The sequence below is a fragment of the Vibrio sp. QJM3NY_15 genome, from assembly GCF_057785995.1.
On the sequence record NZ_CM173518.1, the window covers coordinates 27,722 to 53,407 of the forward strand.

A 25,686-nucleotide genomic window follows, 5' to 3' on the forward strand; every position below is an offset into this window, starting at 1 on the left:
AACAATCACTTAATAAAAAACAAAATATCAATCCTGAATAAACTTCAACTTAACCAAGATAGAAACTTAGTTTTTGCACCATCTTGCGGAAAGTTGCACCACAAATGCTCATTTATATAAATCTAACAAAAAATTCACATACCACTTTAGGGGTAAATGCGTGCCACTCGTAAATTTTAAGACATTGAAAAATATAGATTAAATTTTATTTAAATGAACAACCTGCAATCTGGCACCCTCCTTGCTCCACTAGAAACCAAGACTTAGAAAAAACATTTTTGTTTTTCTTGATGATTATGAATTGAGTGGAATCTCAACCCGGTATTCATCTGCTAACGACTAAAAATTAGATGCTAGTGATGGTGACGCCGAGAATAAGGAATGGATTATGAGCAAGAAGAAAATCGTCGTTGTGGGTAACGGCATGGTTGGACACAAATTTATCGACAACATCCTGCAATCAGACAGTGATGAGTTTGATGTGATTACTTTTAGTGAAGAGCCAAGGTTGGCCTACGACAGAGTTCAGCTGACTGCTTACTTCAAGCGCGGAAATGCTGATGATTTGGCATTAACCAGCGAAGAGTATTACCAAAGCAATGGTGTCAATTACCTTCTCAACGCGAGAGTCGCTCAACTAGATACTAAAAATAAGTGCGTTGTGACTGAATCGGGACATACCGAGAGTTACGACACCTTGATTCTGGCGACCGGTTCATTCCCTTTTGTTCCCCCTATTCCCGGTAACGACCAAGAACACTGCCACGTTTATCGCACCATCGAAGATTTAGACGCCATTGAACTATCTAGCAAAGGCAGTAAATCTGGCGTCGTTATTGGTGGTGGTCTGCTTGGCTTAGAAGCCGCAAACGCAGTCAAAAACCTTGGCTTAGAAACCCATGTAGTGGAATTTGCACCTCGCCTTATGGCCGTACAATTAGATGACGGTGGCGGTGCGCTTTTACGCAGAAAGATTGAAGACCTTGGCGTGCAAGTTCACACCGAGAAGGCAACCTCAGAAATAGTCGCGGGTGAGAACGCTCGCTACAGAATGAACTTCGCCGACGGCACCCATCTTGAAACCGATATGATCGTGTTCTCTGCGGGTATTCGTCCTCAAGATGCCCTTGCTCGCAGCTCTGATATCGCCATTGGTGAACGTGGTGGCATCGTGATTGACGATCACTGCCAAACCAACATCGACAACGTGTACGCGATTGGTGAATGTGCGCTTTGGGACAACAAGATCTTCGGCTTAGTGGCACCCGGTTATTCCATGGCGAAAGTCGCGGCTTCGCATATTGTCTCCGACGGTGCGGACGATGCTGCATTTACTGGCGCTGACATGAGTACCAAACTCAAGCTATTGGGTGTAGACGTAGCAAGTATCGGTGAAGTACACGGCCAAACGGAAGGCGCTCAATCGTATACCTATAACGATGAAATCGAACAGGTTTACAAACGCCTGATCATATCGGCTGATGGTAAGAAGATTGTCGGTGCGGTATTGGTGGGTGATGCAGAGGCTTACGGTTCGCTACTGCAAATCAAACAAAATGACATGCCTCTTCCTGAAAACCCATCAGTACTGATTCTACCTAACGTCGCGGATGATTCTGGTTCGGCAATGGGTGTTGAAGCTCTGCCTGATAGCGCTGTGATTTGTTCATGTTTCGATGTGACCAAAGGTGACATTAAAGACGCGGTATCTGCTGGCTGCACCACCATGGCGGCACTGAAAGAAACCACCAACGCTTCAACTGGTTGTGGCGGTTGTTCTGCTCTTGCTAAACAGGTTCTTGATAGCGAACTGAGTAACTTAGGTGTCGAGGTATCTAACGATATCTGTGAGCACTTTGCCTATTCTCGCCAAGAGCTTACCGACATCATCCGCGTCAACACAATTAAGACCTTCGATGAGCTATTGGATTCTCACGGAAACGGATTAGGTTGTACCGTGTGTAAGCCAGCAGTCGGTTCAATTTTGGCTTCGTACTGGAACGATTACATCCTCGAAGATCAACACATCGAACTGCAAGACACCAACGACATTTACCTCGGCAACATGCAGAAAGACGGCACCTACTCGGTGGTTCCGCGTATTGCTGGCGGAGAAATCACACCCGACAAGCTGATCGTTTTAGGCGAAGTCGCAAAAGAGTTCGACCTTTACACCAAGATCACCGGTGGTCAGCGTGTCGATTTGTTTGGTGCGCAACTTAACGAATTGCCAATCATCTGGAAAAAGCTGATTGATGCGGGTTTTGAAACGGGCCACGCCTACGGAAAATCGGTTCGTACCGTGAAATCGTGTGTGGGTAGCACTTGGTGTCGATACGGTGTCGACGACAGTGTTGGCTTAGCGATTCGACTAGAGAACCGCTACAAAGGCTTACGCTCACCACACAAGATCAAGTTTGCGGTTTCTGGCTGTACTCGTGAATGTGCAGAAGCCCAATCAAAAGACTTTGGCATTATCGCCACCGACAAAGGTTGGAACCTCTACATCTGTGGTAACGGCGGTATGCGCCCTCGCCATGGTGACCTTTTCGCGACCGACCTTGATGAAACCACTCTGCTGCAATACATCGACCGCATTCTGATGTTCTACACACGTACCGCGGATCGCCTACAACGCACGTCGGTATGGATGGAAAACCTTGAAGGCGGCATTGAATACCTCAAACAAGTCGTGATTGAAGACAAGCTCAATGTTGCTGAAGAACTTGAAGCTGACATCGCCCTCAACATCGAAAAATACCAGTGTGAGTGGAAAACCACCATCGAAAATCCTGAAAAGATGAAACGCTTCCAGCACTACATCAACAGCGAAGAAATGGACACTAGCCTGTCATTCATCAAAGAACGAGAGCAGCGTTTTCCTAAGCCGAGCTTGAGCTCTTCTGCTGATTCACAACGCGATGAAAAGCTAGCTAAGGCAGACCAAATCGAAGTAACGGAAGTTTCGTAAGCCGAATTGCTGGTGAGTGAACCAGTAACAACTAAACCCAATATAGATAGTCGACAGTGGCCCAGCCCAAGAAAACTGCTGTCGGCTATCACCCTAATTGAATTGATTATTAGTTTTATTTTTTGACTAGGAGAAAGTCATGGAAAATTGGACAACCGTATGCAGCACACGCGACCTAACCCCAAACGGGGGTATTTGCGCCAAAGTAGACGATAACCAAGTGGCTATTTTTTACTGCAAGCGTAGTGACACGCTTTATGGGCTCTCTAATTACGACCCTGTTGGCAAGGCGAATGTGATGTCACGTGGTATCATTGGTTCATTAAGCGGAGAGCCTTACGTAGCCTCACCCTTATACAAGCAGCATTACCACTTAGAAACTGGCACGTGCCTTGAACAACCTGAACTCAAGCTCGTGAAATTTGAAGTTCGCAAGCAAGGAGAACAGGTTCAGGTTCTCGCACCGCTTGCTATCGCCAGTTAACTAAACGCCGACATCATCATGCGAACGCTTTATCAGCGTAAGCAATTTCGGCACAGGGTTTAGCCACATTAATGCGTTCGAATTTCGGAAGTAACGCACAAGCTAAAGCCGGGTAATCTTCCAGATTTAAAGGATTTAAACCATGGATAACACAAAATTTTCGCTGCTTTCATTTACGGGTAAGATGAAAACCTTACACCTAAGTTGGATGGCCTTTTTTATCACCTTTGTCGTGTGGTTCAACTTTGCCCCACTACTGCAAATGGTGAAAACCTCGCTTGGCCTTTCAACTGAGGAAATCAAAACACTCCTTATTCTCAACGTTGCATTGACCATTCCGGCGCGTGTCGCCATTGGTATGTTAACCGACCGATACGGCCCAAGATTGGTCTACTCTTCGCTACTCGCGATCTGCTCAATCCCTTGTTTTATGTTTGCTATGGCAGACTCTTTTATTCAAGCGGCGATTGCTCGTTTCCTATTAGGCTTCATCGGTGCAGGCTTCGTTGTCGGTATTCGCCTTGTGTCTGAGTGGTTCCCACATAATGAACTGGGTACAGCTGAAGGTATTTACGGCGGCTGGGGTAACTTCGGTTCAGCAGCGGCAGCATTCACGCTTCCAACTCTCGCTCTAGCATTTGGTGGTGAAGATGGTTGGCGTTATGCGGTCGGCATTACTGGCCTTATGAGCTTAGCGTTCTCGTTTATCTTCTACAAAAATGTAACGGATACACCAAAAGGTTCGACTTACTTCAAGCCTGCTCAAGTAACGGCAATGGAAGTGACATCAAAGGGTGACTTTTTCTTCCTACTCATTATGAAGATCCCGATGTATGCCGCTTTAGCGCTACTGACATGGAAGCTATCACCAAGCAACATCAACATGTTGTCTGACATGGCGGTTAACTCGGTTTACGCAGGTTTAGCCGCACTTTACGTGTACGAAGTGTCGCAAGTTTGGAAGGTAAATAAGAACGTATTCAAAGAAGAAGTGCCAGAGATTCACCAGTACAAATTCAAGCAAGTTGCGGTACTTAACGTATTGTACTTCGCGACATTTGGTTCTGAATTGGCTGTTGTTTCAATGCTGCCGTTGTTCTTCTCTGAAACCTTTGAATTAACGCCGGTTCTTGCGGGTATGGTTGCATCGGCTTATGCCTTTATGAACCTAATGTCTCGCCCAGGTGGTGGTTGGATTTCAGACAAATTCGGTCGTAAACCAACACTGCTTATTCTGACGATTGGCCTTGCTGTGGGTTACTTTGCAATGGGTCAAGTAGACAGTACATGGCCAGTATGGCTAGCGGTTGTTGCTGCAATGGCGTGTTCTTTCTTCGTACAAGCCGGTGAAGGTGCGGTGTTTGCAACAGTACCTCTGATTAAACGTCGTATGACAGGTCAAATTGCAGGTATGACGGGGGCTTACGGTAACGTGGGTGCAGTGGTTTACCTAACTGTGCTCTCATTCGTAAGTTACCAAACCTTCTTCTTAGTGATTGCAGGAACAGCGGTACTAGGCTTCGTTACTCTGATGTTCATGGAAGAGCCTAACGGCCAAATCGCCGAAGTGAATGACGACGGCAGTGTCACGCTGATTAATGTTTCAAATTAGTCTCAGTGCTATGAAGCATTGATATTATTGAATCGGGAGTGGTACCAAGGTGTGTTTCACCACTTTGGTACTGCGTTCAAAGGCTCTAGGTTCACTAGGGCTTTTGTTCTTCCTCAGATGTGCTCTCAAGCAAATGAGAAGACAGCCAGTTAAGAAGAAGACCAGTTATGACAATTTCATTCAGCCAAGGGCAAGTCGTCACGCCGGAATCAAACAATCAGCTAACACTTAAGTTTGGTGGTTATTCGAATAAAGGCATACGTGATGAAAACCAAGACGCCATCATTGTAAAACACCCGAAGACTCGTGCTGAGCAAGAGTTGAAAGGCAGTGTCGCCTGCATAGCAGACGGCGCGAGTTGCAGTGAACACGGCCAGAAAGCCAGTCACACCAGCGTGATGCAGTTTATCGACGACTATTACGCCACGCCAAATAGCTGGAGCATTCAACGCTCGGCGCAAAAAGTCTTAACGTCCCTCAACTCTTGGCTCTTCAACACGTCTGTTTCTAATATTCATCCCGCACAGCAAGTTAACCACAACGCCCTAGTTTCTACATTCAGCAGTGTGATATTGAAATCAAACACCGCGCATATATTCCATGTCGGTGACAGTCGAGTTTACCTATTAAGAGATGGAGAATTACGCCAACTGACCCGTGATCACACACGTAAGAATATGGGACAGAAACATTACTTAACCAGAGCCTTAGGCATGGATAACCAACTCAACGTTGACTACCAAACCCTGCCTATCAAGAAAGACGACTGCTTTATCCTGACCTCTGACGGCGTGCATGAATTTGTTGCTCCCAATACTTTCAAAGAACACATCAATAGACCTGGAGCGGATTTCGAATACGCCGCACAAACGATCTGTAACACCGCTTTAAGCCACAACAGTTCAGACAACGTAAGCTGCTTGATTGTGCAAGTCAGTCACCTACCTAAACCTTCGCTGATTGAATTCCATGAGAAGCTGGCTAAACGTGCTATCCCACCCGCTTTAAAGCTCGGGCAAAGTATCGACAACTTTATGGTCCTTGAGGTGCTGTATGCAGGTTCAAGAAGCCATGTGTATCGTGTGATGCAGAAAGAGACACAAACCGAGTTCGTGCTAAAAGTCCCTTCCGTTCAATATCACGATAGCCCGTCGCAACTACGAGCTTTCTTTAATGAACAATGGGCGGGGATCTTGCTGAACAATAATAAGGTAATGAAGGTTTACCCGACGCCAGAGCATTCGCAATTCTTATATCAAATCTGCGAATGGGTTGAAGGTATCACGCTAAGACAATGGATGTACGACAATCCAAAACCGTCACTCAATGAAGTGCGCGAAATATTAGAAAAGATCACGCAAGGCATTCGAGTATTACAACGTGCCGACATGGTGCACCGAGATTTAAAGCCCGAGAACATCATGCTTCAACGTGATGGTGAGATAAAAATCATCGACCTCGGCGCTGTATTAGTGAGAGGGCTTGAAGAGGGAGAGCTTGCAGACAAAGACGACACTCCATTAGGTGCGGTCAATTACATTGCACCAGAGACCATCAAGCACAATACCGCGACCACCAGCTCAGATTTGTTCTCTATTGCTGTGATCGGCTATGAGATGCTAACCGGTGAATTGCCCTACTCTGAAATGACCGCACAATCGCTTAAGCAATCTCGTCATCATCAGTGGGAATACCAACCCATCACTCAGAAACGAACTGACTTACCAAGCTGGGTGGATTTGGTGTTACAAAAAGCCTGCGCCGAATCGCCGAGCGAACGTCATCAAGTGTTGGGGGATTTTGTGGCAGACCTTTACACACCAAACCAAAGCTTGGTGAAAAGCAAAGCCAAGCAACCTTTGATAAACCGAAACCCAATCCAATTTTGGAAGGTGTTGGCCTTGTTGCTCGGCATTGTCGCGATTGTAGAGTTGGGCTTATTACTGAGTTCAAGCTAGGCGTCCAAGTTCGAGTTAATTCCAAGCTCGATCTAAGTGTCCAAGTCTAACCTAGCTTATATAAACTAACTGGAATTAGCCTCGTTTCACTAAGCTTCTTGGCACGAGTTCAATACCCGCTTGGTAACGCTTAGCCGATGCATTTAGCGCCAAAGCAAAAGCACTATCAGCAATCACTTCGAATTGCTGTGGCAGTGAATGGACTTTAAATGGTAAGAAGTCGAGCAGTCGGTTATCACCAAAGGTTGCCAATTTGACTTGATTGATCAGCTCTGGCTTTTCAACCATCACATCCAACACACCCTCTAACAAGGTGTAAGACATAGTCACAATCGCATCTGGAACGGTGCCTTTAGCTATCCACTCTTCAAAAACCTCGCGTCCAGATTCCCTATCAAAGTGTTCACCATAACCCACAACCATCGGCTTATTTTCTGCTAACCCTGTTTGTAGAGTATGCGCTTTATTCGCCGCTTCAAAACCCAACTGACGTTCACGCGAAATGTTCAGGTCAGGTAACGCGCCGATTAAACCAACACTGTGAATGCTGTCATCAAAAATCGAGTGCGTCAGTTCAAATGCCGCTTCGAAATCTTCACTAATCACACAAGCAAAATGCTCATCGTCTAACGGACGGTCAATTGCAATCACAGGCGTTCCTGAGTTTTGCAGTTTCAAGTAGAACTCATTGGCGTCTGGCATGGAACTCGCCACCAGCAAAGCATCGATACGACGACTTACCAAAGCTTCAGCAACCTTGCGTTCAGTTTCTGCATCATCATCAGAACAGCCAATCAAAATCTGATAGCCCACTTTACGCGAGTTCTGCTCGATCAATTTTGCCAAACGCGCGTAACTGCTGTTTTCCAGATCAGGGATAATCAAACCAAATGAACGGCTATTACCAGCACGCAGCGAAGAAGCAGCATGGTCTGGTCGGTAGTTATACTCTTCCACAACCGCCATCACTTTCTGCTGAGTCTTTTCACTGATTCTGTATTTCTGCGCCTTGCCGTTGATGACATAACTGGCCGTAGTTTTCGATACTCCAGCCAATTTAGCAATTTCATCAAGTGTCATATGGGTGACCTGTATTTTGTGCGTAGGATCATATAACCAATGATCTGATCCTCGGATTAGTTGAATTATATGCTGAATCGATTCAGTATAAAAGCTGAAAGGATTCAGCAAAATCTGAAAAGTGACTTCAATCATCCTTTTGTATGGATTGAGCGTCATTTGTTGTGATGCAACTTCTCGTTATTAACGAAACTGAAATTACGACACGCAGCAAAACTATTTTGAAAACCAAAATCGGCTTTGCTGAATTTTTTTACACTGAATGCTGAACCGATTCAGCTCATATAAAACAAAGAGTAAAGCAAAGAGTTAAGCTCCATAAATCTTGCTCTAGACTGAATCGTAGCGATACACAAATTCTCAAGCGATACGCTAAAGAGGCACCATGCTTAAATTATCAAAATCTGACATCACTCTTGGTCAAACGGCCGATGACAAATTCAAAGCTATCCAGAACATTGCTGGCGACCTAACCGCGAAAGGCTTAGTTGACTCTGGCTACGTTGAAGGAATGCTGAACCGTGAAAACCAGAACTCTACGTTCCTAGGTAACGGCATCGCGATTCCTCACGGCACCACTGACACTCGTGGCCTAGTGAAAGAGACAGGCGTTGCGGTACACCACTTCCCTGAAGGTATTGATTGGGCAGACGGCAACCGTGTTTACGTAGCAATTGGTATTGCGGCGAAATCAGACGAGCACTTAGGAATCCTTAAGCAGCTAACGAAGGTTCTAGCAGCAGACGGTGTTGAAGAGAAATTAAAGCAAGCGAAATCAGAAGACGAAATCATCGCCCTACTTAACGGCGAAGTTCAGCTAGAAGCCGACCTAGACGCTTCTTTAGTTCAGCTACTGTTCCCTGCGAGCGACATGGTTCAAATGTCTGCTGTTGCGGGCGGCCTACTTAAGAACACAGGTTGTACTGACAACGCGTTCGTTGCTGACCTAGTAACAAAAACACCAACTCACCTAGGCCAAGGCCTGTGGTTGTTGGGCAGCGACAAAGGTGTAACTCGCACTGGCGTATCGTTTGTATCAACAGCAAACCATTGTGAGTACGAAGGCACACCTGTTAAAGCATTGGTTGCATTCGCCGCTTGTAACAGCGCACACCAATCTATTCTGGCAAACCTAAGCAAGATGGTTTTCGAAGGTAAACAGCAACAACTGTTAACTGCTGATGCCGCACAAGTGATTGGCCTTCTAAAAGGTGAAGCGGTTTCTACAGCGTCTCAAGACGATGACAACTGCGCAGTATTCAAAATCAAAAACGCGCACGGCCTACACGCACGTCCGGGTGCAATGCTAGTGGCTGAAGCGAAGAAGTTCGAATCAACTATCCGCGTTTCAAACCTAGATGGCGACGGAAAAGAAGTGAACGCGAAGAGCTTGATGAAAGTAATCGCACTTGGCGTTAAACACGGCCACCAGCTTCAGTTTGTTGCTGAAGGTGAAGATGCAGCACAAGCACTTGAATCGATTGGTAAAGCTATCGCTTCAGGCCTTGGTGAAGGTTAAGGAATCGATATGTCTGATAAACAAATCAAAGCCGTTACCGTTACGCTAAACCCTGCTCTCGACCTAACTGGCGCTATCGATTCACTTAATGTGGGTTCAGTGAGCCTAGTTAGCAAAGGCTCTTTGCACGCGGCAGGCAAAGGCGTAAACGTAGCAAAAGTGCTTTCAGAGCTTGGCGCTAAAGTGACCGTGACAGGTTTCCTTGGTCGCAATAACGAAGAAGCGTTCTGCCAGCTGTTCGAACAGATGGGCGCAACTGACCGCTTTATCCGTGTAGATGGCGCAACTCGCATCAACGTAAAACTGGTAGAGAACTCAGGCCAAGTAAGCGACATCAACTTCCCAGGTGTTCCTGTTAATGCTGACGCGATTAAAGCGTTTGAAGAAACCTTGTTAGAGCTTGCTGAAACACACGATTACTTCGTAATTGCAGGCAGCTTGCCACAAGGCGTATCGCCAGAGCTTTGCGCATCTTGGGTACAACGCTTGCGTGACCTAGGTAAAAAGGTGCTGTTCGACAGCAGCCGTGACGCACTTAAAGCCGGTATCAATGCACAGCCTTGGTTGATCAAGCCAAACGATGAAGAGCTGTCTCAGCTATTCAATGCCGAACTGACAACACGTGACCAATGCCAACACGCAGGACAAGTTCTGAGTGAAAAAGGCATCGATAACATCGTGGTATCACTTGGCGCAGAAGGCGTGATGTGGCTTAACCAAGGTGAATGGTTACATGCTCAACCGCCGCGTATGCAAGTGGTAAGCACAGTAGGTGCAGGTGACACCTTAGTTGCTGGCCTATGTTGGGGTCACATGCAGCAGATGCCAAAACCAGAACTTATTAAATTCGCCACTGCCCTATCTGCTCTAGCAGTTTCACAGGTAGGCGTGGGCATCACCAGCCAACAAGAGCTGGAATCAGTACTACAAAATATCCAATTACAGTCGCTTAGTGCTCCAACTAGCCAGTTAGACACAAGCAAATAGGACAAAAGGTTTATTATGAATATTACCATTATCACAGCTTGCCCTAGTGGCGTAGCAAACAGCATCATCGCCGCAGGCTTGTTAGAGCAAGCGACAAAAGCACTGGGTTGGAACGCCGCTATTGAATGTCAATCAAGCGTGCTACCAGACTCAACCGTATCGCAAGACACTATCGACAGCAGCGACGTTGTGGTTATCGCAGCTAACACCAACGTTGATAAAGCGCGCTTTGTCGGTAAGAAAGTGTACCAAGCGGCTATCTCTGAATGCACTGCGGATGCAAAAGCATTTCTAGAGAAAGCGGTAGCAGAAGCAACAGTACTAGACGCTTCTCAAGTTGAAAGCACTGTTGAAGTAACCGGTACTTCTCCAGCAACGGGCAGCAAAAAAATCGTAGCGATTACGGCTTGCCCAACTGGCGTTGCACATACCTTTATGGCAGCTGAAGCGCTTGAAGCAGAAGGCAAACGCCTAGGTCACCAAATCAAAGTGGAAACTCGCGGCTCTGTAGGTGCGAAAAACCAACTGACAGACCAAGAAATCGCAGACGCTGATCTGGTTATCATCGCAGCCGACATCGACGTTCCTCTGGATCGTTTTAACGGCAAAGCGCTATACAAAACAACAACAAGTCCTGCTTTGAAGAAAACAAAGCAAGAGATGGAAAAAGCATTCGCAGAAGCTAAACCATACCAACACACAGCGTCTTCTAATTCAGCGCCTGCTGACGAGAAGAAAGGCGTGTACAAGCACCTAATGACAGGTGTATCGCACATGCTTCCTGTGGTTGTTGCGGGTGGTTTGATCATCGCACTCTCTTTCGTATTCGGTATCGAAGCGTTTAAAGAAGAAGGCACACTGGCAGCAGCATTGATGACTATCGGTGGTGGTTCTGCGTTCGCACTGATGATTCCTGTTCTTGCTGGTTTCATTGCATTCTCAATTGCTGACCGTCCGGGTCTGGCTCCCGGTCTCATCGGCGGTATGTTGGCTAGCTCAACAGGCGCAGGTTTCCTAGGTGGTATCGCAGCGGGTTTCATTGCCGGTTACGCAGCGAAATTCATTGCCGACAAAGTTCAACTTCCACAGTCTATGGAAGCCCTCAAGCCAATCCTGATCATTCCGTTTATCGCGAGTTTGTTCACTGGTCTTGTGATGGTTTACATCGTGGGTGGCCCTGTTTCTGGCGTGATGAGCGCAATGACCACTTTCCTAAACAACATGGGAACGTCTAACGCGATTCTTCTGGGTGTGATTCTAGGCGCAATGATGTGTTTCGACCTTGGTGGCCCTGTAAACAAAGCCGCTTACACGTTCGGTGTTGGTCTACTGGCTTCGCAAACTTACGCACCAATGGCAGCAATCATGGCAGCAGGTATGGTTCCAGCTCTAGGTATGGGCCTTGCGACTTTCCTAGTGAAAGACAAGTTTGAAGCAGGCGAGCGTGAAGCGGGTAAAGCATCATTCGTTCTTGGCTTATGCTTCATCTCTGAAGGTGCAATTCCATTCGCAGCGAAAGATCCAATGCGTGTTATCCCAGCTTGTATGGCAGGTGGTGCACTAACTGGTGCTCTATCAATGATGTTTGGTGCTCAGCTTATGGCTCCACACGGCGGCTTGTTCGTACTACTGATTCCTGGTGCTATCTCTCCAGTTCTTATGTACCTAGTGGCGATTGCAGCAGGTACAGCAGTAACAGGCTTTGGTTACGCAGCTCTTAAAAAGATGAGCAGCGATAAAGTGACAGCAGAGGCTTAATCCCCCTACTCTGTTTAACGGCTAACCCCGTCGAATAGAGGCTCTGATAAACTGCTCCTTGGTAAAACAGCTCCTTGAAATAAAACAAAGGCTCCTCATTTGAGGAGCCTTTTTATTATTCGCTGTCTTGCGTGGTTAAAATGGGTAACTGAAAAGAGAACGTTACGCCTTCGACATCATCCGTATCAATCTGACGAATCATCTCTACCAAATAACCTTGCACATCTAACTTCAAACCTTGTTGTTCAACCGCCTTAAACAGAGCTTCTAACGCAGTGCTGTAAGCCACATCCGAAACCAGATAAACGTCGCTGCATAAGTAGTAGCCTTCAGGAATGGTCATATCGTAACGATCTCTCGCGACTTGCCAATTTCCAATTTCAGCGTCGATGTCGTCCCATTTATTATTCATTTGCTTGATCGGTGTGGTGCCCATCAAGTGCGTCGATTTCTGACCATAGATTTCAAATACCGTGTCCCAATCAGGATCTTCCAATTTAAGCTTTTGCATGCCGCGTTCTGGGTACCAAACCAACTCGATCGGCATAGACTTAACTAGCTCTTTCTCCATCGAAGACTGCACACCTGGATGTGCCAATTTCTGGATGAAGTCTGCCGTTTCCTTAGGTGTCGCGTTATAACCCATTTCTCTAATATGTTTCGCAGTAACACCAAGCTCGCGCTTAAGCGCCTTACCTAATGACTGCGACGATGAGTAGCCACAATACTGAGCAATTTCAATCACGCTCCATGGCTCATCGTTGATCAACAAACCCACCGCGATTTGTAATCGAACACGACTCAGGTACTGACCCGGAGTTTCGTTAAACAGCTCGGTAAACTGACGATGAAAATGGTAGGGCGAAATTGCGCTTTCTGTTGCTATTTCTTCCCACGTGCGACGCTCACCCCACTCTTCATGCATCAAGGTCAATGCATGCGTAAAGCGTTTTTGAAGGTGCTCTGGCAAAGATTCAATCAATGTAATCTCAGGCACCAGTTTAAAAGCTGGTTCTAAATGCAAAGCAGGTTTGTTCTCTTGCGTCATACAGTCTTGGGTCTCAGGTACATTGGCTTTAGTCTTACTGTCGGTTAGCTTCGCCGAACTGGACAGCTTCATTGAACTGGATAGCTTGGTTTCACTATCGTCTTTGTCCTTTATAAAATCAATCACGAGCGCTCCAAAGTGAGTTCTTCTAATGAATCTTGCTCGTCCAGTTCTTTTTCAATTCGATTTTCAACTAGCGGCGGCTTGCGACAAAACAGACCAAGCAGCACCGGAATCAAAATCAGAGTCACCGCAGTAGCAAACAACTCACCAAACACCAAAGATACTGCTGCTGGTTTCAAGTATTGCGCCTGTTCTGCGGTTTCGCTTAGCAGTGGCAACAATCCACACACAGTGGTAATGGTCGTCAAGAAAATCGCCCTCAAGCGGCTAGTACCTGCAATGACTAACGCTTGCTGTAACGGTACGCCTTGGCGATATTCACTATTAAAGCGAGTGATCAACACTAACGAGTCGTTAATCACGATGCCTGTCATGGCCATCATACCGAACATAGAGAGAATGCTGATGGGCAAATCCATCAAGTAGTGACCAAAAATCGCGCCAGCAAAACCAAACGGTATCACTGCCATGATGATCATCGGCTGCCAATAGGACTTCAAAGGCACCGCCAACAAAATGTAGATCATGATGAGCGTTAGTATCATCGCTGATTTGAAGCCGTTCGACACCTCACCTATCTCTTCAAACTCACCGCCCGCTTTTATCGTTACACTTGGAAACTGTAAGTGCAGAGATTCAATCGTATCTTCAAGTTGCTCACGTGTTTTCTCCGGTGATTGCAGGTCTCGGTTCTGCTTCCAATACAGGTTAATCACTTGCTCTCGGTCACGGCGGTAAACCACTTGTGGCTCTTGCTCATGACGAAACTCAGCAATATCCCCCATCATCACACTACCACCGTTCGGCAACATAATGAGGGCTTGTTCTAGCTGAGCTAAGGTTCTGCGTTCATCTCTCGGATATTGCAGAAGCACCTTGGTCTCTTGCCCATTTTCTAATAAACGATGCACTTCTCTTTCACCAAACGCTTCGCCTGCTAGCTGAGCCAGTTTCGCTTGCGTTAACCCAAGTTGCTGACCATATTGATTCAATACCAATCGAACTTGCGGCAAACCATCCTGACCGTCGTCGTAGACATCCGATACGCCTTTCAACGATGCTAAGGTATCCGCTAACTCCTCACTAACTAGGGAAGCAAGCTCGCGATCATTGGAAGAGATCGTTAAGAATGTTCCACCAGCAGGCTCCTCTGCCGCGCTGAATTTAACCGAATAAGCGCCTTCGATTTGCCCTGTGTTTTCTCTCCATCGCTTCAGCAATAAATTACCCGGCAGTGAGCTTAAGGATTCGTTGGTGAGCTCGGCTGTGACTTCGATTTCTCCATAGCCATCAGACCAAGCAAGCAGGTTCACAACAGGCTTTTCTTGTAATGGATAATCGTCCATCAAGCCTTTTTCTACTTGTGTCATTGCTTGCTCTACTTGCAACAAGGCTTGGCGCTGTAAAGGCAGTGGCGCGCCATCTTCCAGTTCAATAACCGCGGTGATGTAACGCCCTGGGATTTCAGGAAACAACGCACTGCGAATCGCACCGTTAGACCACATACCATAAGCCAGTGAGATAACCGCCACAAACCCAAGCAGAAACGCGACTTTGTAACCAAGTGCAAACTCCAATACTGGTTTGTAGATGTTGAGATTAAACCACTGTAATCCACCTTGAGCAGCATTCTGAACCTTGGCGAACAAACCCGTTGATGGTTTTTTCACAGAAAGCTGAGCCAAGTGTGACGGCAAAATAAACTTGCTTTCGATAAGCGAGAATATCAGCGCAAAGATCACCACAGCTGAAAACCCAGCCAATACTTTGGCTAGCTCGTTATTAATCCATAACATTGGAGAAAACGCGGCGATGGTTGTCAGCACACCGAATACAGTTGCCACCGACACAGAATGAACGCCCTGCCAAGCGGCTGTCTTTCCGTTTAGATTTAAATTCCCGGAGCTAATGCCGTTACCCGTCCGTTTTTCATGTATCGCTTCACCCACGACAACCGCATCGTCCACCAGCACACCGAGTACCAAGATAAAACCAAACAAGGTGATGTCGTTGATGCTGTAGTTGAACAACTGCATTGCTGCTAAGGTTCCAGTCAGCGCAATTGGAATGCCCATCGCGACCCAAAAGGCGAGCCTAATCTCAAGAAAGATCCCAAGTAGAACTACGACGATCAATAATCCTTGCCATGCGTTTTCACTCAAACGAAATAGCTGGTCTTCAATGTAAGGCGCCATGTCGGCCATGGTATTCAACTCAATATCCGACGGCAAAATCGCGCGTTGGGCATCAAGCGTTTCACTGATAGCTTCACTGACTTTAAGCAGGTTGTCGGTTTGGCTCGTACTGACCAATAATGCGATGGCGTTAGAGCCGTTGTTACGCACGATAGAACCACTGTATTGGTAGCCACGACTTAACTTGGCGATATCACCCAGCAGTATTTTTCCGTTGCTCCCAGAAATCACAACAAGCTGATTCAACTTCTGTAAATCATCGGCGTATCCGTCACCACGAATCACCATTCGACCTTTGTCACTAATCAGTTCACCGCTTCGAGTCTCAAGCGAACGCTGCTCAACGAGCTCTGCGAGGTCTTCTAAGCTCAACCCCAACGCTTTCAGCTGGTCAGGATCTGGCTCGATAACAAGTTGAGATGTGCGAGTTCCCCAATTTGATACCTTCGAGATACGCGGATTCTTTTTCAGTGCTTGTTCAAGTTGCTTAGCGATAGGTTGCAACTCGTCATCGGTTCTGGCCCCGACACCACCACAAACGCCGCTAAATTGGTAAATTCGTTTCGCACAACTTGTGGCCTGTCCGCTTGCACGGGAAAACCATTGATCGCGTTGACTTGATTGCGAATGTCATCCAGAAGCTTGTCTAAATCTGTGCTGCTGGTTTTACGAACCATGACCTGAGAAATCCCAGCACTCGACTGACTGGTGATCTGTTTGATGCCTGCAATAGCACTGATTGACTCTTCGATTCGCTGGGTCACACTCTCATCAATCTGTTGCGCCGTGCCGCCAGGGTAAGTAACGCTGATACTGATGGAAGAGGGTGCGATTTGTGGAAACGACTCGACACGCAATTGTCCGAACGCAAGCACACCACTGATAACAATCGCCATCATCAATAAATTGGCAGCAACAGGGTTATTGATAAACCATTTGGTCATCCAACTCATTGGTTTGCCTCCTCAAGCTTCGCATCATCAGATTGGCTCGCGATCATGGATTCTGAACTATCATCTTGATAAAAGTTAGGTTCGACTTGCTTACCAATTAACATTGAAGAAAGCGGATATTGCACCACTCTGCGAACCTGTTCACTTTGCTGATTAAACCGAATATCAAGCACCTGGTTGCCTTGCCCAATCAAGGATACCGACTCTTTACGTAGACGATCATTGCTGTCTAACGTCCACACATATCCGTCTCGTGTCATCGCACTTAAAGGTACACTGACTACGTTATCCTTCAGCCCTAGGTTAACCACGGCTTGGACCTGCTGATTTGGAAACAATCTTGGCTTACTTTGATAAGGCGCCTCAACCGAAAGCACAACTTGTCTTTGACGGGTGACCGAATCAACTTGCGGAGACACATAGCGCACTTTGGCGGGCCACTGATTCCCAGAACGACTCACTACTGTGATACTCGGCTCAGTCAGAGCGGCTTGAACTTGTTGCCAATGCATTTCAGAAATCGGCAACTTGATATCAATCGAATCACTGGCAGCCAATTCAAAGGTCACTTGCCCCGCCTCTATCCACTCTCTTGGGCTAATATGGCGTTTCATGATCACCGCATCAAAAGGCGCGGTGATCACTGATTCTTCCAACAATTTCTGTGCGCTCAGGTAAGCCTGCTTTGCTTGTTTTAGATTAGCTTTCGCTGCAAGTAATTGAGGCTCTCTGCGAGCAAAAGACGAACTCGTTTTCGGGTTCAGCATTTTTAACGCGACCGTTTGCTCATGCTTAGCCTGCTTCAACTCCAATTCCGCTTGTTTCAATGAGCTCAACGCCTGAGCCAAGTTCGCATCAACTGCGCTAGTATCTAACCTTGCTAACACATCGCCTTTGTTAACCAAATTCCCCGGTTCAATGCTTTCATCTAGCCATTTCAACTGCGCGCTGCTCGACGCTTTCAGCTGTACTGGCCAACGCGCAGCCGTTATACCTAATACCGTTAACGTCGATTGATGCTGTGATGGTGTCACCTCTAACACTGAAACGGGGGCAAGGACGGCTTCTTTCTTCACTGGTTGGGTAGCTTCAGGTTCCAATTCATCAACGACAACCAACGCGATAAAGATGGCTGCGCAGCCGACTAATACAGAAAGTGGCTTTTTAAATTTCATGAGGTATCTCCTTGGTAACCTGTTGAATGGAGGTGTGATTAAGGCGCTGACTGATCTCAGTGAGACGAGAAAGGGTTTGTAGCGTGATTGGTAGCATCACTGCGGTTTCAACAAACTCAAGTGAATAGGTAACGATGGAGAACACTTGCCCCGCAGTCGACTCGATAAGCTGACTCACCATCCATAAATTGCCGATGACCGCGCCAAACAACACGATAAAAATCAGCCCATAGACAACAGCTTCGGTATCAGACAGTTTGATTTCACACTGTTTTAGGCGCTCAAAGTGCCAGCGGAGTGCAGATAAACGAACACCGCTCAGCAATTTCACCTGCTGTTCAACTTGATCGTTAAATTGGCCATTGAGTCGTGTAAATGTTCGGTGGAATACGCCGTAGATAACCAACATCGACAACCCTGCAAACAACATGCAAAGCGCCAATGAGAAGTGAAAGGTTGAGAGGATCACCACCGTCGCGACAAGTTGAACTACCGCCGTCATCAAAGTAGGCAAATCATCTTCTAGAAAATCAACCAGCTCGCGAGACATGGTTAGCCGAGCGTCTTTGGTCGAAATAGATAAACCGCGCAGATTACGCTCAACAAGGTTTGCCAGTTTTACGCGAATAGCACCATACACACGGGTATCGTAAAAACGACGAACAACACTGATGATCACCAGTACAAAAAGAATCAGTGCCAACATCATCAAAGGCTGAAAGCTTTGGTTTAGCACTCCGTCTATGGCGTAACCAATAAACAGCGGCAGCAGAATAAGCATCACGTTTTCAGCCAATACCATTAACCAAGTCACGGCGACCTTTAATGGATTAAGCCGAATAATCGTCAGCAGAGAGATGGGATGTTTGAATAGCATTATTGAGCCCAGAAATGAATATGGCGCCAGTATTACCAATCCGACATGGAAAAAAGTGTCCCAAATTGCTGTATTAACAAATTAGGCAATCGACGGATTCGCTGTTGACCACTAAAAAGCCCGCTCGGTTACCTTTTGTTTACCTCATATCCTTTACTGTCCTTGATAAGAAAAATGAACAACAAGGAAAGAGCATGAAATTATTCGCTTCACTACTCACGACAGTCGGTATTACTGGTGTTGTTTGGGGGCTATTGCATATTCAGCCAGCGATTGCAGATGCATCGACAGAGCAGCCAATAACTGTGTCATCAACGAACAAGTCATCAATCGACAAACAGCCAAAAAACAAGTCCGTAGAGGTCAAACAACAGGCGACTGCAAACACGACTTACCTGCAAGGTTTGAGTAAGACGATTCCTTTAGACGACGTGCCAGACCTATGGGTGGATTTCTATCAGCAACCCGGCACCAACGATAAAAACATTGAGCAACAGCAGAAAGTCATCGTTGTCTATCAAGACATCAGCTCTGATTTCAGCGAAGCGACGATCACGATTGGCTTCCCTACTCAGCAATCAAAATCAAATAAAAACAAACCCTTAATTAAGGTCCCAAGCAAAGCCAAAGGTACGCTTCTACTAGGTAAAGGCGAACATACTGAACAGGAATTAGCACATGCTTGGGAAGGTATCGCGATTCTAAAAGAAGTGGATATGGTTATAGAACATCACCAGCTGAATCAGCATGGGTTGCCAGATTCTAGTGAGTTATACGTCTATTATAAGAACAATCAGTAAAGGATTTAGTTATGGATTTCACTATGGATAGCATTGGGAATTTTCTCTCTCAAACATTCACAGAAACGAGCATCATCCTTACCGAAACTTGGGTAGATGACAACTTTCTACTGCTTGCTCTGGCTCTGTTTATCTTTGAGCTTATCCGCTATGCCTTTAAGAAAAAGCTCAGCTGGAATATGTTGGGAGACAGCGCAACTAACTTAGTCACCTTGTTCTTCTTATTGGTTACCGTTTTCTTTGTCGGATTAGCCTATGTGGGCGCGTTTGTTTACGCCTACGAGAATTTCAGCCTAACTCAGCTACCGATATCTGGTTGGACAATTCTGGGTTGCTTGATCTTGGCCGATCTCGCGTACTACTGGGAACACAGATTCTTGCACAGTAATGGTTTAGCTTGGGGAACACACTCAGTTCACCATAGCTCGCCTTACTTTAATATCTCTGTCGCTTACCGATTCGGGCCTTTAGATTGGTTCTTCCCGTTCTTCTTTTATTTGCCGTTAATCCTGCTCGGATTCAATCCGTTTGTGGTGCTGATGTGTGAAACCTTTGTGCAGCTTTATCAAACGCTATTGCACACCGAAACAGTTAAGCGCCTGCCCCGCCCTGTTGAAGCGGTGTTTAATACGCCTTCACACCACAGAGTGCATCACGCGACCAACAAGCAGTATCTTGATAAGAACTACGCTGGCATCTTCATCATTTGGGATCGTATGTTCGGCACCTTCGCCAAAGAAGAGGAAGAAGTCAGATATGGCGTGTTTCCGAGAATCAACTCTGTGAACCCATTTAAGGTATATTTCCACGGCTACGTTAAACTGTGCCAACAGTTATGGCACGCGCCAAATTGGAACTACCGATTACAACTTCTTATTCAGCCGCCTATCTGGGCTTGGAAAAGAGAACGAGAAACAAAGTAAGGACACTTATGAGCATTAACGCCCTGTTGATTGAAGACGACAGTGACTTGGCAGAAGCCATTGCAGACTATATGGAACTCGACGGTTTCGAATTCGATTTTGCCTACAATGGCAGCGCAGGACTCAATCTTGCGTTAGAGGGGCGTTATGACATCATCTTAACGGACATCAACATGCCCAAAATGGATGGGCTCGATGTCTGTCAATCTCTTCGCCAACAAGGCGTGACCACTCCGATTCTCATGTTAACGGCAAGGGACACGTTAGAAGACAAAATCGCCGGGTTCGAGGTGGGTTCAGATGACTATCTAGTGAAACCTTTTGCGATGGAAGAGCTGAAAGTACGGCTTATGGCGCTGATACGTCGCTCTCAAGGATCGGTGACGTCGCTGTCTGTCGCAGATCTCAAACTGGACTTAGACAAGCACCAAGCCCTTAGAGACGGCAAGCTATTGAAGCTGTCCCCTGTCTGTTGGCGAATGCTTGTGATGTTAGTGCGAAACAGCCCTAACGTGGTGAGCAAAGCCAAGCTTGAAGAAGCATGGGAAGATGAAATGCCAAGTTCGGATAGTATGAAAGCGCATTTGTTTAAGCTTCGACAAGTGGTTGATGCGCCCTATGACTCAAAACTAATTCACACGGTTCATGGTATTGGAGTGGTCTTGCATGAGGAGCCATCATGAAACACGCGAACATGAATCGAGTCAGTATTAAGCGCGACATCTACCTCTATTTATTTGGCATCGTCGTGCTACTGACTGCCATCTACAGTTTGATGGTTTCACAGAGCTACCACATCGGCCTCAATGAATCGGCAAAATATGGATTCTTGTATGAATTGGAAGTCGCAGAGCAGCAATACATCGAAACAGGGCAACTGCCAGACTACCAAAACCCGACATTCCAAGCCTTTCTAAGCTATTCTGAGCTGCCTGTTAAGTTTCAACAAACCTTTGATTGGAAAGCGTTTGATAACGATGCGATTTATGAACACTACGAGCAATCACCTAACAATGATTCAGGCCAATACCTCTATGCCGCTAAACATCAAATTTCCGGTAAAGACGAAGCTTTGTATATTATTTCTGAGTACGATGAAGCCATCTACTTGAATCTATTCGAGCTGAACCCACCTGATTCCGTCAACCAAATTAACAATGCCTTCATTGCCATCGGCCTCCTATTGCTCTTGGTGTTCTTGATCATTCGCCTTCTGATATATCGAGTTACTAAACCGATTATTACGCTATCAAAATGGTCTGAATCTCTGGATGTGGGCAACACTGAAGGGCTGACTCAGTTTCGATACAAAGAAATCGACCAGTTGGCTTCGCAGCTTGTTAAGAGCGTACAAGGTGAGCGTCAGGCCAATGAGCGTGAGAGCTTTTTCTTAAGAGCTGCTAGCCACGAGTTAAGAACACCGATTGCCACTATTTCAGCCAGTGGCGATATGCTGGTGCGGTTATCTGAAAGCATTCCTAACAGTGGTCAACGTGCCGTAGCCCGAATCCAACGCTCAGCCACCAACATGAAAGCCTTAGTGACAACTCTGCTGTGGATGAGTCGTAATAACGAGATAGAGACCAACTATGAGCAAATCAAGCTTACTCCTCTACTCAATAATATTATCGAAAGCCAACGTTATCTTCTCAAAAACAAAGAAGTAGAGATCCACACCAAGGTCGATCAAGGCCAACACTCCCTGCCCCGAGAGTTAACAGAGGTTGTGATCACCAACTTAGTCCGAAATGCATTTCAACATGGTGGCAGCGGAGATATCAACATCACACTGACAGAACATCAGTTTGAGGTGACCAACCGTTTGAATGATGAAAACCTAACAAACGACTCAGAACAGCAAACCTCTTTTGGTATCGGCCTAGAGCTCATTGATCGCGTTTGTCAGAACCAAGGTTGGCGTTTTACTCATGAAACCCACAACAATGAGTTCATCGTCAAAGTCATGCTTTAGCCATTTGCCCAAATGGTTATTTGATGGTGACCAAAAGTTTACCCATGCTTGGTTATGCTAGTCGCACAATCTAGTTAGGAGTAATGTTATGGGCACTTGGATTTTAGAAACACTGTTGTGGGCTGTGGTAACGGTGGCGGTTTGTGTCGCGATTTGGGGACTGTACTTACCTAATATATTAATCGCATTAGGTGTGTCGGTAGCGGTATCGTTGTTACTAGGTAATAGCTGGAGAAGCTAGAATTTAGGCAAGAAGACAATGAGCAAAACGAGGTGTGCACCGACACACCCGACAGCACCTAAGTTACTAAGTTCGATGATTAGGTACTCACTGTCGGGCGCAGAATTAAAATTAGCTAGTCAACGTATCTTCGAATACACCTAGCTCACGACCAAGCCAAATCGCGCGCACTGTGTGGTCTAGCGTTTCTTCGCCGCCCGTTACTGGGTGAATCAGCACCGACATATCACCGCGCTCTTGCTCAAGCCACTCAACAATGCCCGACTCTTTGTTTGCAAAGTGAATCTCAAACATTGGCATCTTATGTGGGCCAACCAAACGCTGTATTAATGGGAAAGTCTCTAACACATCTTTACGTTCCGATAGAATTTTCTGACGCAGTGTTTCTGCTTGCTCTGCAAAGCGCAGAGGGAAATAGATATGACCGTGGTACATGGCACCATCCTTTAGAATTATGATGTCGCAAGTTTATACCTAAACCGCCTTTAATAGCTAAATCTAAATAGGTAAAATTGCTTTCGGAAGGATCAATTTGAAATGGGAAAACTAGAGCTTGTTACTCGAACGAATCGAAAACAAGCTCTAGTGGTATTGATGTCGGTTATCGCTTTAAATCACTACGGGCGTAGCTTTAAAACTCGATCAATGTCTTCCGCGGAATGGCGCTCTGGTACTTGCTCCCACTCTTCGCCAAATGAACGGTTCACTACTCGGCCACGCTGAAAACCTTCACGCGCTTCTAATAGCTTCGCCCAGCGCACAACGTTGGTGTAAGACTCAACCTGCAGGAACTCGGCTGCATCGTAAATTTTGCCTAGCACAAGGTTGCCATACCAAGGCCAAATCGCGATATCTGCAATGCTTAGCTCTTCGCCCGCCACAAAAGTGCTATTTGCAAGTTGCTTGTCTAGCACGTCTAGTTGACGCTTCGCTTCCATCGCAAAACGGTTAATTGGGTACTCTTGCTTTTCATCAGCGTAAGCGTAGAAGTGGCCAAAACCACCACCTAAGAATGGTGCTGAACCTTGAGCCCAGAACAACCAGTTAATGGTTTGTGTTCTCGCTGCCCCTTCTTTTGGTAAGAAGTGACCAAATTTTTCAGCTAAGTGCATCAAGATAGATGCCGATTCGAAAACATTCACGTCTTCCGCACCAGACTTATCAACGAGTGCCGGTATTTTGGAATTTGGATTCACTCCAACAAAACCAGAAGAGAACTGTTCAGCTTCACCAATGTTAATCAAATACGCATCATATTCAGCTTCTTTAACACCTGCTGCTAACAACTCTTCCAGCAAGATAGTGACTTTTTGACCGTTAGGTGTACCAAGAGAATACAATTGAAAAGCATGGTCACCAACAGGAAGCTCTTTATCAAAGCGAGCGCCAGATTCAGGACTATTGATATTTGCCCACTTGTTACCACCACCAGTATCGTTAACCCAAACTTTTGGCGGTGTGTATTGTTCTGACATGATATTTCCTTATTAATATAGGGTAGCTTTAACTGATATTAGGTCACGCTCCCTTGGTTAAAACCCCTAAATACAATTTCTTTTCAAACTGTTAAGCATGGCTTATTCCAGAAAGACATAACCTGCTTTATGAGATAGCACACGTAAAAGATAAGTGCCCAATCAAACCTAAGCCACATAACGGCTAGTACGAAACATGATTTAGTCACGACATGCCTACAGGTTAAAGAAAGCTGTGATAAAATCGGGAGATTACAATTGATAAGGATTTGGCAATGTCTTCTGATTACACTGGCTCGAGTGCAGCGTACGCTCGCCAAGAGAAAGGCTACCGTGAAAAAGCACTAAAACTGTACCCATGGGTTTGTGGTAAGTGCGCGCGTGAATTTGTTTACTCGAACCTAAGAGAGCTGACCGTTCACCACGTCGATCACGACCATACAAACAACCCTGAAGATGGCAGTAACTGGGAACTGTTATGCCTGTACTGTCACGATCATGAACACTCAAAATACACAGACCATGACCGTTACGGTGTTGATGCCAAGGCTCGTTTAGACGACCACCAATCAGCGACGCACAACCCTTTCGCCGATCTAGCGAAGTTGATGAAGAAGTAAATGATTCCTTCTTTTTAAAAGCGAGTAGTTCGAATAACAAAGAAACCCCAGTATGTAGCCATACTGGGGTTTCTTTTATCTGCCGTCATAACCCAAAATAGAGTTCCGGTAGGCAGGATCAAAAAGAGCCTTCCGAAGAAAGCTCTTTTTAGAATTCTGTATTAGGTCTGCAATTAAGCTGCTGCTTCCTTGCGAGACTCTTCTACCTGCTTAGCGCGTTTTTTTAGAATCAACTTATCGCGGTACGTAAACCAAACGTAAGACACAACCACTAAGAAGAACAGGTATGACAATGAGAAAATGAACGGCGATTGAATAATATCGTTCGAGATACCCCAAGAAACACCGACAACCGTCACTGCAATTTTCGCGAAAAAGCCACACATCAATAGCATTAAAGCCAACTGTGGGAAACGCGTACTGCGGAAAGCTAACCAATAGCAACTACCTACTGCCAATGCCGCAATATAGAAGCCAAACAAGAAAGAGTGGATATGGTCAGCTGCCGCTAAACCACCAGAAATTGACATCAATAGAATTAAAAACAGTTTCATAATACTCGCCTCGCCATAAGTTGGAAACGCATCCTTTCAAATTTGGAATCTCAGTTTGCGTACTATTTTCCCACTTTTTCTCAACAACACAACCCCTCTAATCGAACAAAATGTAAGCAAAGGTACTACCAAAAACCAACCGTAACAACTGGTTAACATTTTGTTTTTAATAAAACTCCGTTACTCCTTGTCTCATATGGACAAAGCGGTATTTTGATTTATTTTGTTACACAAAATTAACCTTAGAAAATATTTAAAATAATTCGTAACTCTGTGATATCCGCACGGAATACGTGGCCATTCAGAAATACTTATCGAAGATCCCCTTAAAAAATAAGCCCGCCATGCGAAAAAGAACAAA

20 protein-coding genes and 1 pseudogene are annotated in these 25,686 nt (G+C 45.9%); 13 read left to right on the forward strand and 8 right to left on the reverse strand.

The features are described 5' to 3' along the window. Positions 1-388: 388 nt before the first annotated feature. The 4 genes from nirB to AC3CKG_RS16650 all read left to right on the forward strand — a co-directional run bounded on the left by nirB (position 389) and on the right by AC3CKG_RS16650 (position 7,025). The gene (gene nirB, locus AC3CKG_RS16635; protein WP_488529583.1) at positions 389-2,971 is read left to right on the forward strand and encodes a nitrite reductase large subunit NirB; all 2,583 of its coding nucleotides are present in this window, start codon (positions 389-391) and stop codon (positions 2,969-2,971) included. 139 nt (positions 2,972-3,110) lie between these two features. Further along, positions 3,111-3,455 (forward strand): nitrite reductase small subunit NirD, encoded by a 345-nt coding sequence (gene nirD / locus AC3CKG_RS16640; RefSeq protein ID WP_017096320.1) that lies wholly within the window; start codon positions 3,111-3,113, stop codon positions 3,453-3,455. Between the two features lie 142 nt (positions 3,456-3,597). After that, positions 3,598-5,067, forward strand: a complete 1,470-nt coding sequence (locus AC3CKG_RS16645) for a NarK family nitrate/nitrite MFS transporter (protein WP_488529584.1) — start codon at positions 3,598-3,600, stop codon at positions 5,065-5,067. Positions 5,068-5,234: 167 nt separating this feature from the next. Then, positions 5,235-7,025, forward strand: a complete 1,791-nt coding sequence (locus AC3CKG_RS16650; protein ID WP_488529585.1) for a bifunctional protein-serine/threonine kinase/phosphatase — start codon at positions 5,235-5,237, stop codon at positions 7,023-7,025. 75 nt (positions 7,026-7,100) lie between these two features. On the opposite strand, the gene cra is transcribed toward AC3CKG_RS16650, so the two are convergent. Then, positions 7,101-8,105 (reverse strand): catabolite repressor/activator, encoded by a 1,005-nt coding sequence (gene cra / locus AC3CKG_RS16655; protein WP_102353579.1) that lies wholly within the window; start codon positions 8,103-8,105, stop codon positions 7,101-7,103. Between the two features lie 385 nt (positions 8,106-8,490). Between cra and fruB the strand changes: the two genes are divergently transcribed. From fruB to fruA, 3 genes are read left to right on the forward strand one after another with little or no spacing between them, the layout of a single operon-like run. Further along, positions 8,491-9,624 carry a fused PTS fructose transporter subunit IIA/HPr protein gene (gene fruB / locus AC3CKG_RS16660; protein WP_102353580.1) on the forward strand — a complete coding sequence of 378 codons (1,134 nt, stop codon included), beginning with the start codon at positions 8,491-8,493 and terminating at the stop codon, positions 9,622-9,624. Between the two features lie 9 nt (positions 9,625-9,633). Continuing rightward, positions 9,634-10,611 (forward strand): 1-phosphofructokinase, encoded by a 978-nt coding sequence (pfkB, locus tag AC3CKG_RS16665; protein ID WP_488529586.1) that lies wholly within the window; start codon positions 9,634-9,636, stop codon positions 10,609-10,611. A 15-nt stretch (positions 10,612-10,626) separates the two neighbouring features. Continuing rightward, on the forward strand, positions 10,627-12,369 hold the full coding sequence (gene fruA, locus AC3CKG_RS16670) for a PTS fructose transporter subunit IIBC (RefSeq protein ID WP_372160282.1): 1,743 nt from the start codon (positions 10,627-10,629) through the stop codon (positions 12,367-12,369). A gap of 115 nt (positions 12,370-12,484) precedes the next feature. Here fruA and AC3CKG_RS16675 read toward each other — a convergent pair whose 3' ends face one another. The 4 genes and pseudogenes from AC3CKG_RS16675 to AC3CKG_RS16690 form a co-directional block, all read right to left on the reverse strand. Then, a complete protein-coding gene (locus AC3CKG_RS16675) occupies positions 12,485-13,543 on the reverse strand; it encodes a helix-turn-helix domain-containing protein (protein WP_488529587.1) in 1,059 nt (352 codons plus the stop codon). Then, positions 13,540-16,688 (reverse strand): annotated as a pseudogene (locus AC3CKG_RS16680) (efflux RND transporter permease subunit). The gene AC3CKG_RS16675 and the pseudogene AC3CKG_RS16680 overlap by 4 nt, the downstream one beginning before the upstream one ends. Then, entirely contained in the window at positions 16,685-17,863 is a 1,179-nt protein-coding gene (locus AC3CKG_RS16685; RefSeq protein ID WP_488529588.1) for an efflux RND transporter periplasmic adaptor subunit, read from the reverse strand. The pseudogene AC3CKG_RS16680 and the gene AC3CKG_RS16685 overlap by 4 nt, the downstream one beginning before the upstream one ends. Then, positions 17,853-18,740, reverse strand: a complete 888-nt coding sequence (locus AC3CKG_RS16690; protein WP_488529589.1) for an ABC transporter six-transmembrane domain-containing protein — start codon at positions 18,738-18,740, stop codon at positions 17,853-17,855. The genes AC3CKG_RS16685 and AC3CKG_RS16690 overlap by 11 nt, the downstream gene beginning before the upstream one ends. Positions 18,741-18,934: 194 nt before the next feature. Here AC3CKG_RS16690 and AC3CKG_RS16695 point away from each other — a divergent pair, with 194 nt between their 5' ends. The 5 genes from AC3CKG_RS16695 (at position 18,935) to AC3CKG_RS16715 (ending at position 22,676) form a co-directional block, all read left to right on the forward strand. Then, positions 18,935-19,540, forward strand: coding sequence for a hypothetical protein (locus AC3CKG_RS16695; RefSeq protein WP_488529590.1), 606 nt, complete (start codon positions 18,935-18,937; stop codon positions 19,538-19,540). A gap of 11 nt (positions 19,541-19,551) precedes the next feature. Further along, positions 19,552-20,463 (forward strand): sterol desaturase family protein, encoded by a 912-nt coding sequence (locus AC3CKG_RS16700; protein WP_488529591.1) that lies wholly within the window; start codon positions 19,552-19,554, stop codon positions 20,461-20,463. A gap of 8 nt (positions 20,464-20,471) precedes the next feature. Further along, a complete protein-coding gene (locus AC3CKG_RS16705) occupies positions 20,472-21,146 on the forward strand; it encodes a response regulator transcription factor (RefSeq protein ID WP_488529592.1) in 675 nt (224 codons plus the stop codon). Next, positions 21,143-22,435 (forward strand): sensor histidine kinase, encoded by a 1,293-nt coding sequence (locus tag AC3CKG_RS16710; RefSeq protein ID WP_488529593.1) that lies wholly within the window; start codon positions 21,143-21,145, stop codon positions 22,433-22,435. Before AC3CKG_RS16705 ends, AC3CKG_RS16710 begins: the two co-directional genes overlap by 4 nt. Positions 22,436-22,523: 88 nt before the next feature. After that, positions 22,524-22,676, forward strand: coding sequence for a hypothetical protein (locus AC3CKG_RS16715; RefSeq protein WP_009844874.1), 153 nt, complete (start codon positions 22,524-22,526; stop codon positions 22,674-22,676). Between the two features lie 111 nt (positions 22,677-22,787). On the opposite strand, the gene AC3CKG_RS16720 is transcribed toward AC3CKG_RS16715, so the two are convergent. Both AC3CKG_RS16720 and yghU read right to left on the reverse strand, forming a co-directional pair. Beyond that, a complete protein-coding gene (locus tag AC3CKG_RS16720) occupies positions 22,788-23,111 on the reverse strand; it encodes a DOPA 4,5-dioxygenase family protein (protein ID WP_102312089.1) in 324 nt (107 codons plus the stop codon). Between the two features lie 182 nt (positions 23,112-23,293). Then, positions 23,294-24,151: a glutathione-dependent disulfide-bond oxidoreductase gene (yghU, locus tag AC3CKG_RS16725; RefSeq protein WP_488529594.1), complete on the reverse strand. Its 858-nt coding sequence runs from the start codon at positions 24,149-24,151 to the stop codon at positions 23,294-23,296. Between the two features lie 275 nt (positions 24,152-24,426). Here yghU and AC3CKG_RS16730 point away from each other — a divergent pair, with 275 nt between their 5' ends. After that, entirely contained in the window at positions 24,427-24,771 is a 345-nt protein-coding gene (locus tag AC3CKG_RS16730; RefSeq protein WP_004730279.1) for a YajD family HNH nuclease, read from the forward strand. Between the two features lie 173 nt (positions 24,772-24,944). Here the strand turns inward: AC3CKG_RS16730 and AC3CKG_RS16735 are convergent, their stop codons facing one another. Then, entirely contained in the window at positions 24,945-25,325 is a 381-nt protein-coding gene (locus AC3CKG_RS16735; protein ID WP_017105054.1) for a hypothetical protein, read from the reverse strand. Between the last annotated feature and the right edge of the window lie 361 nt (positions 25,326-25,686).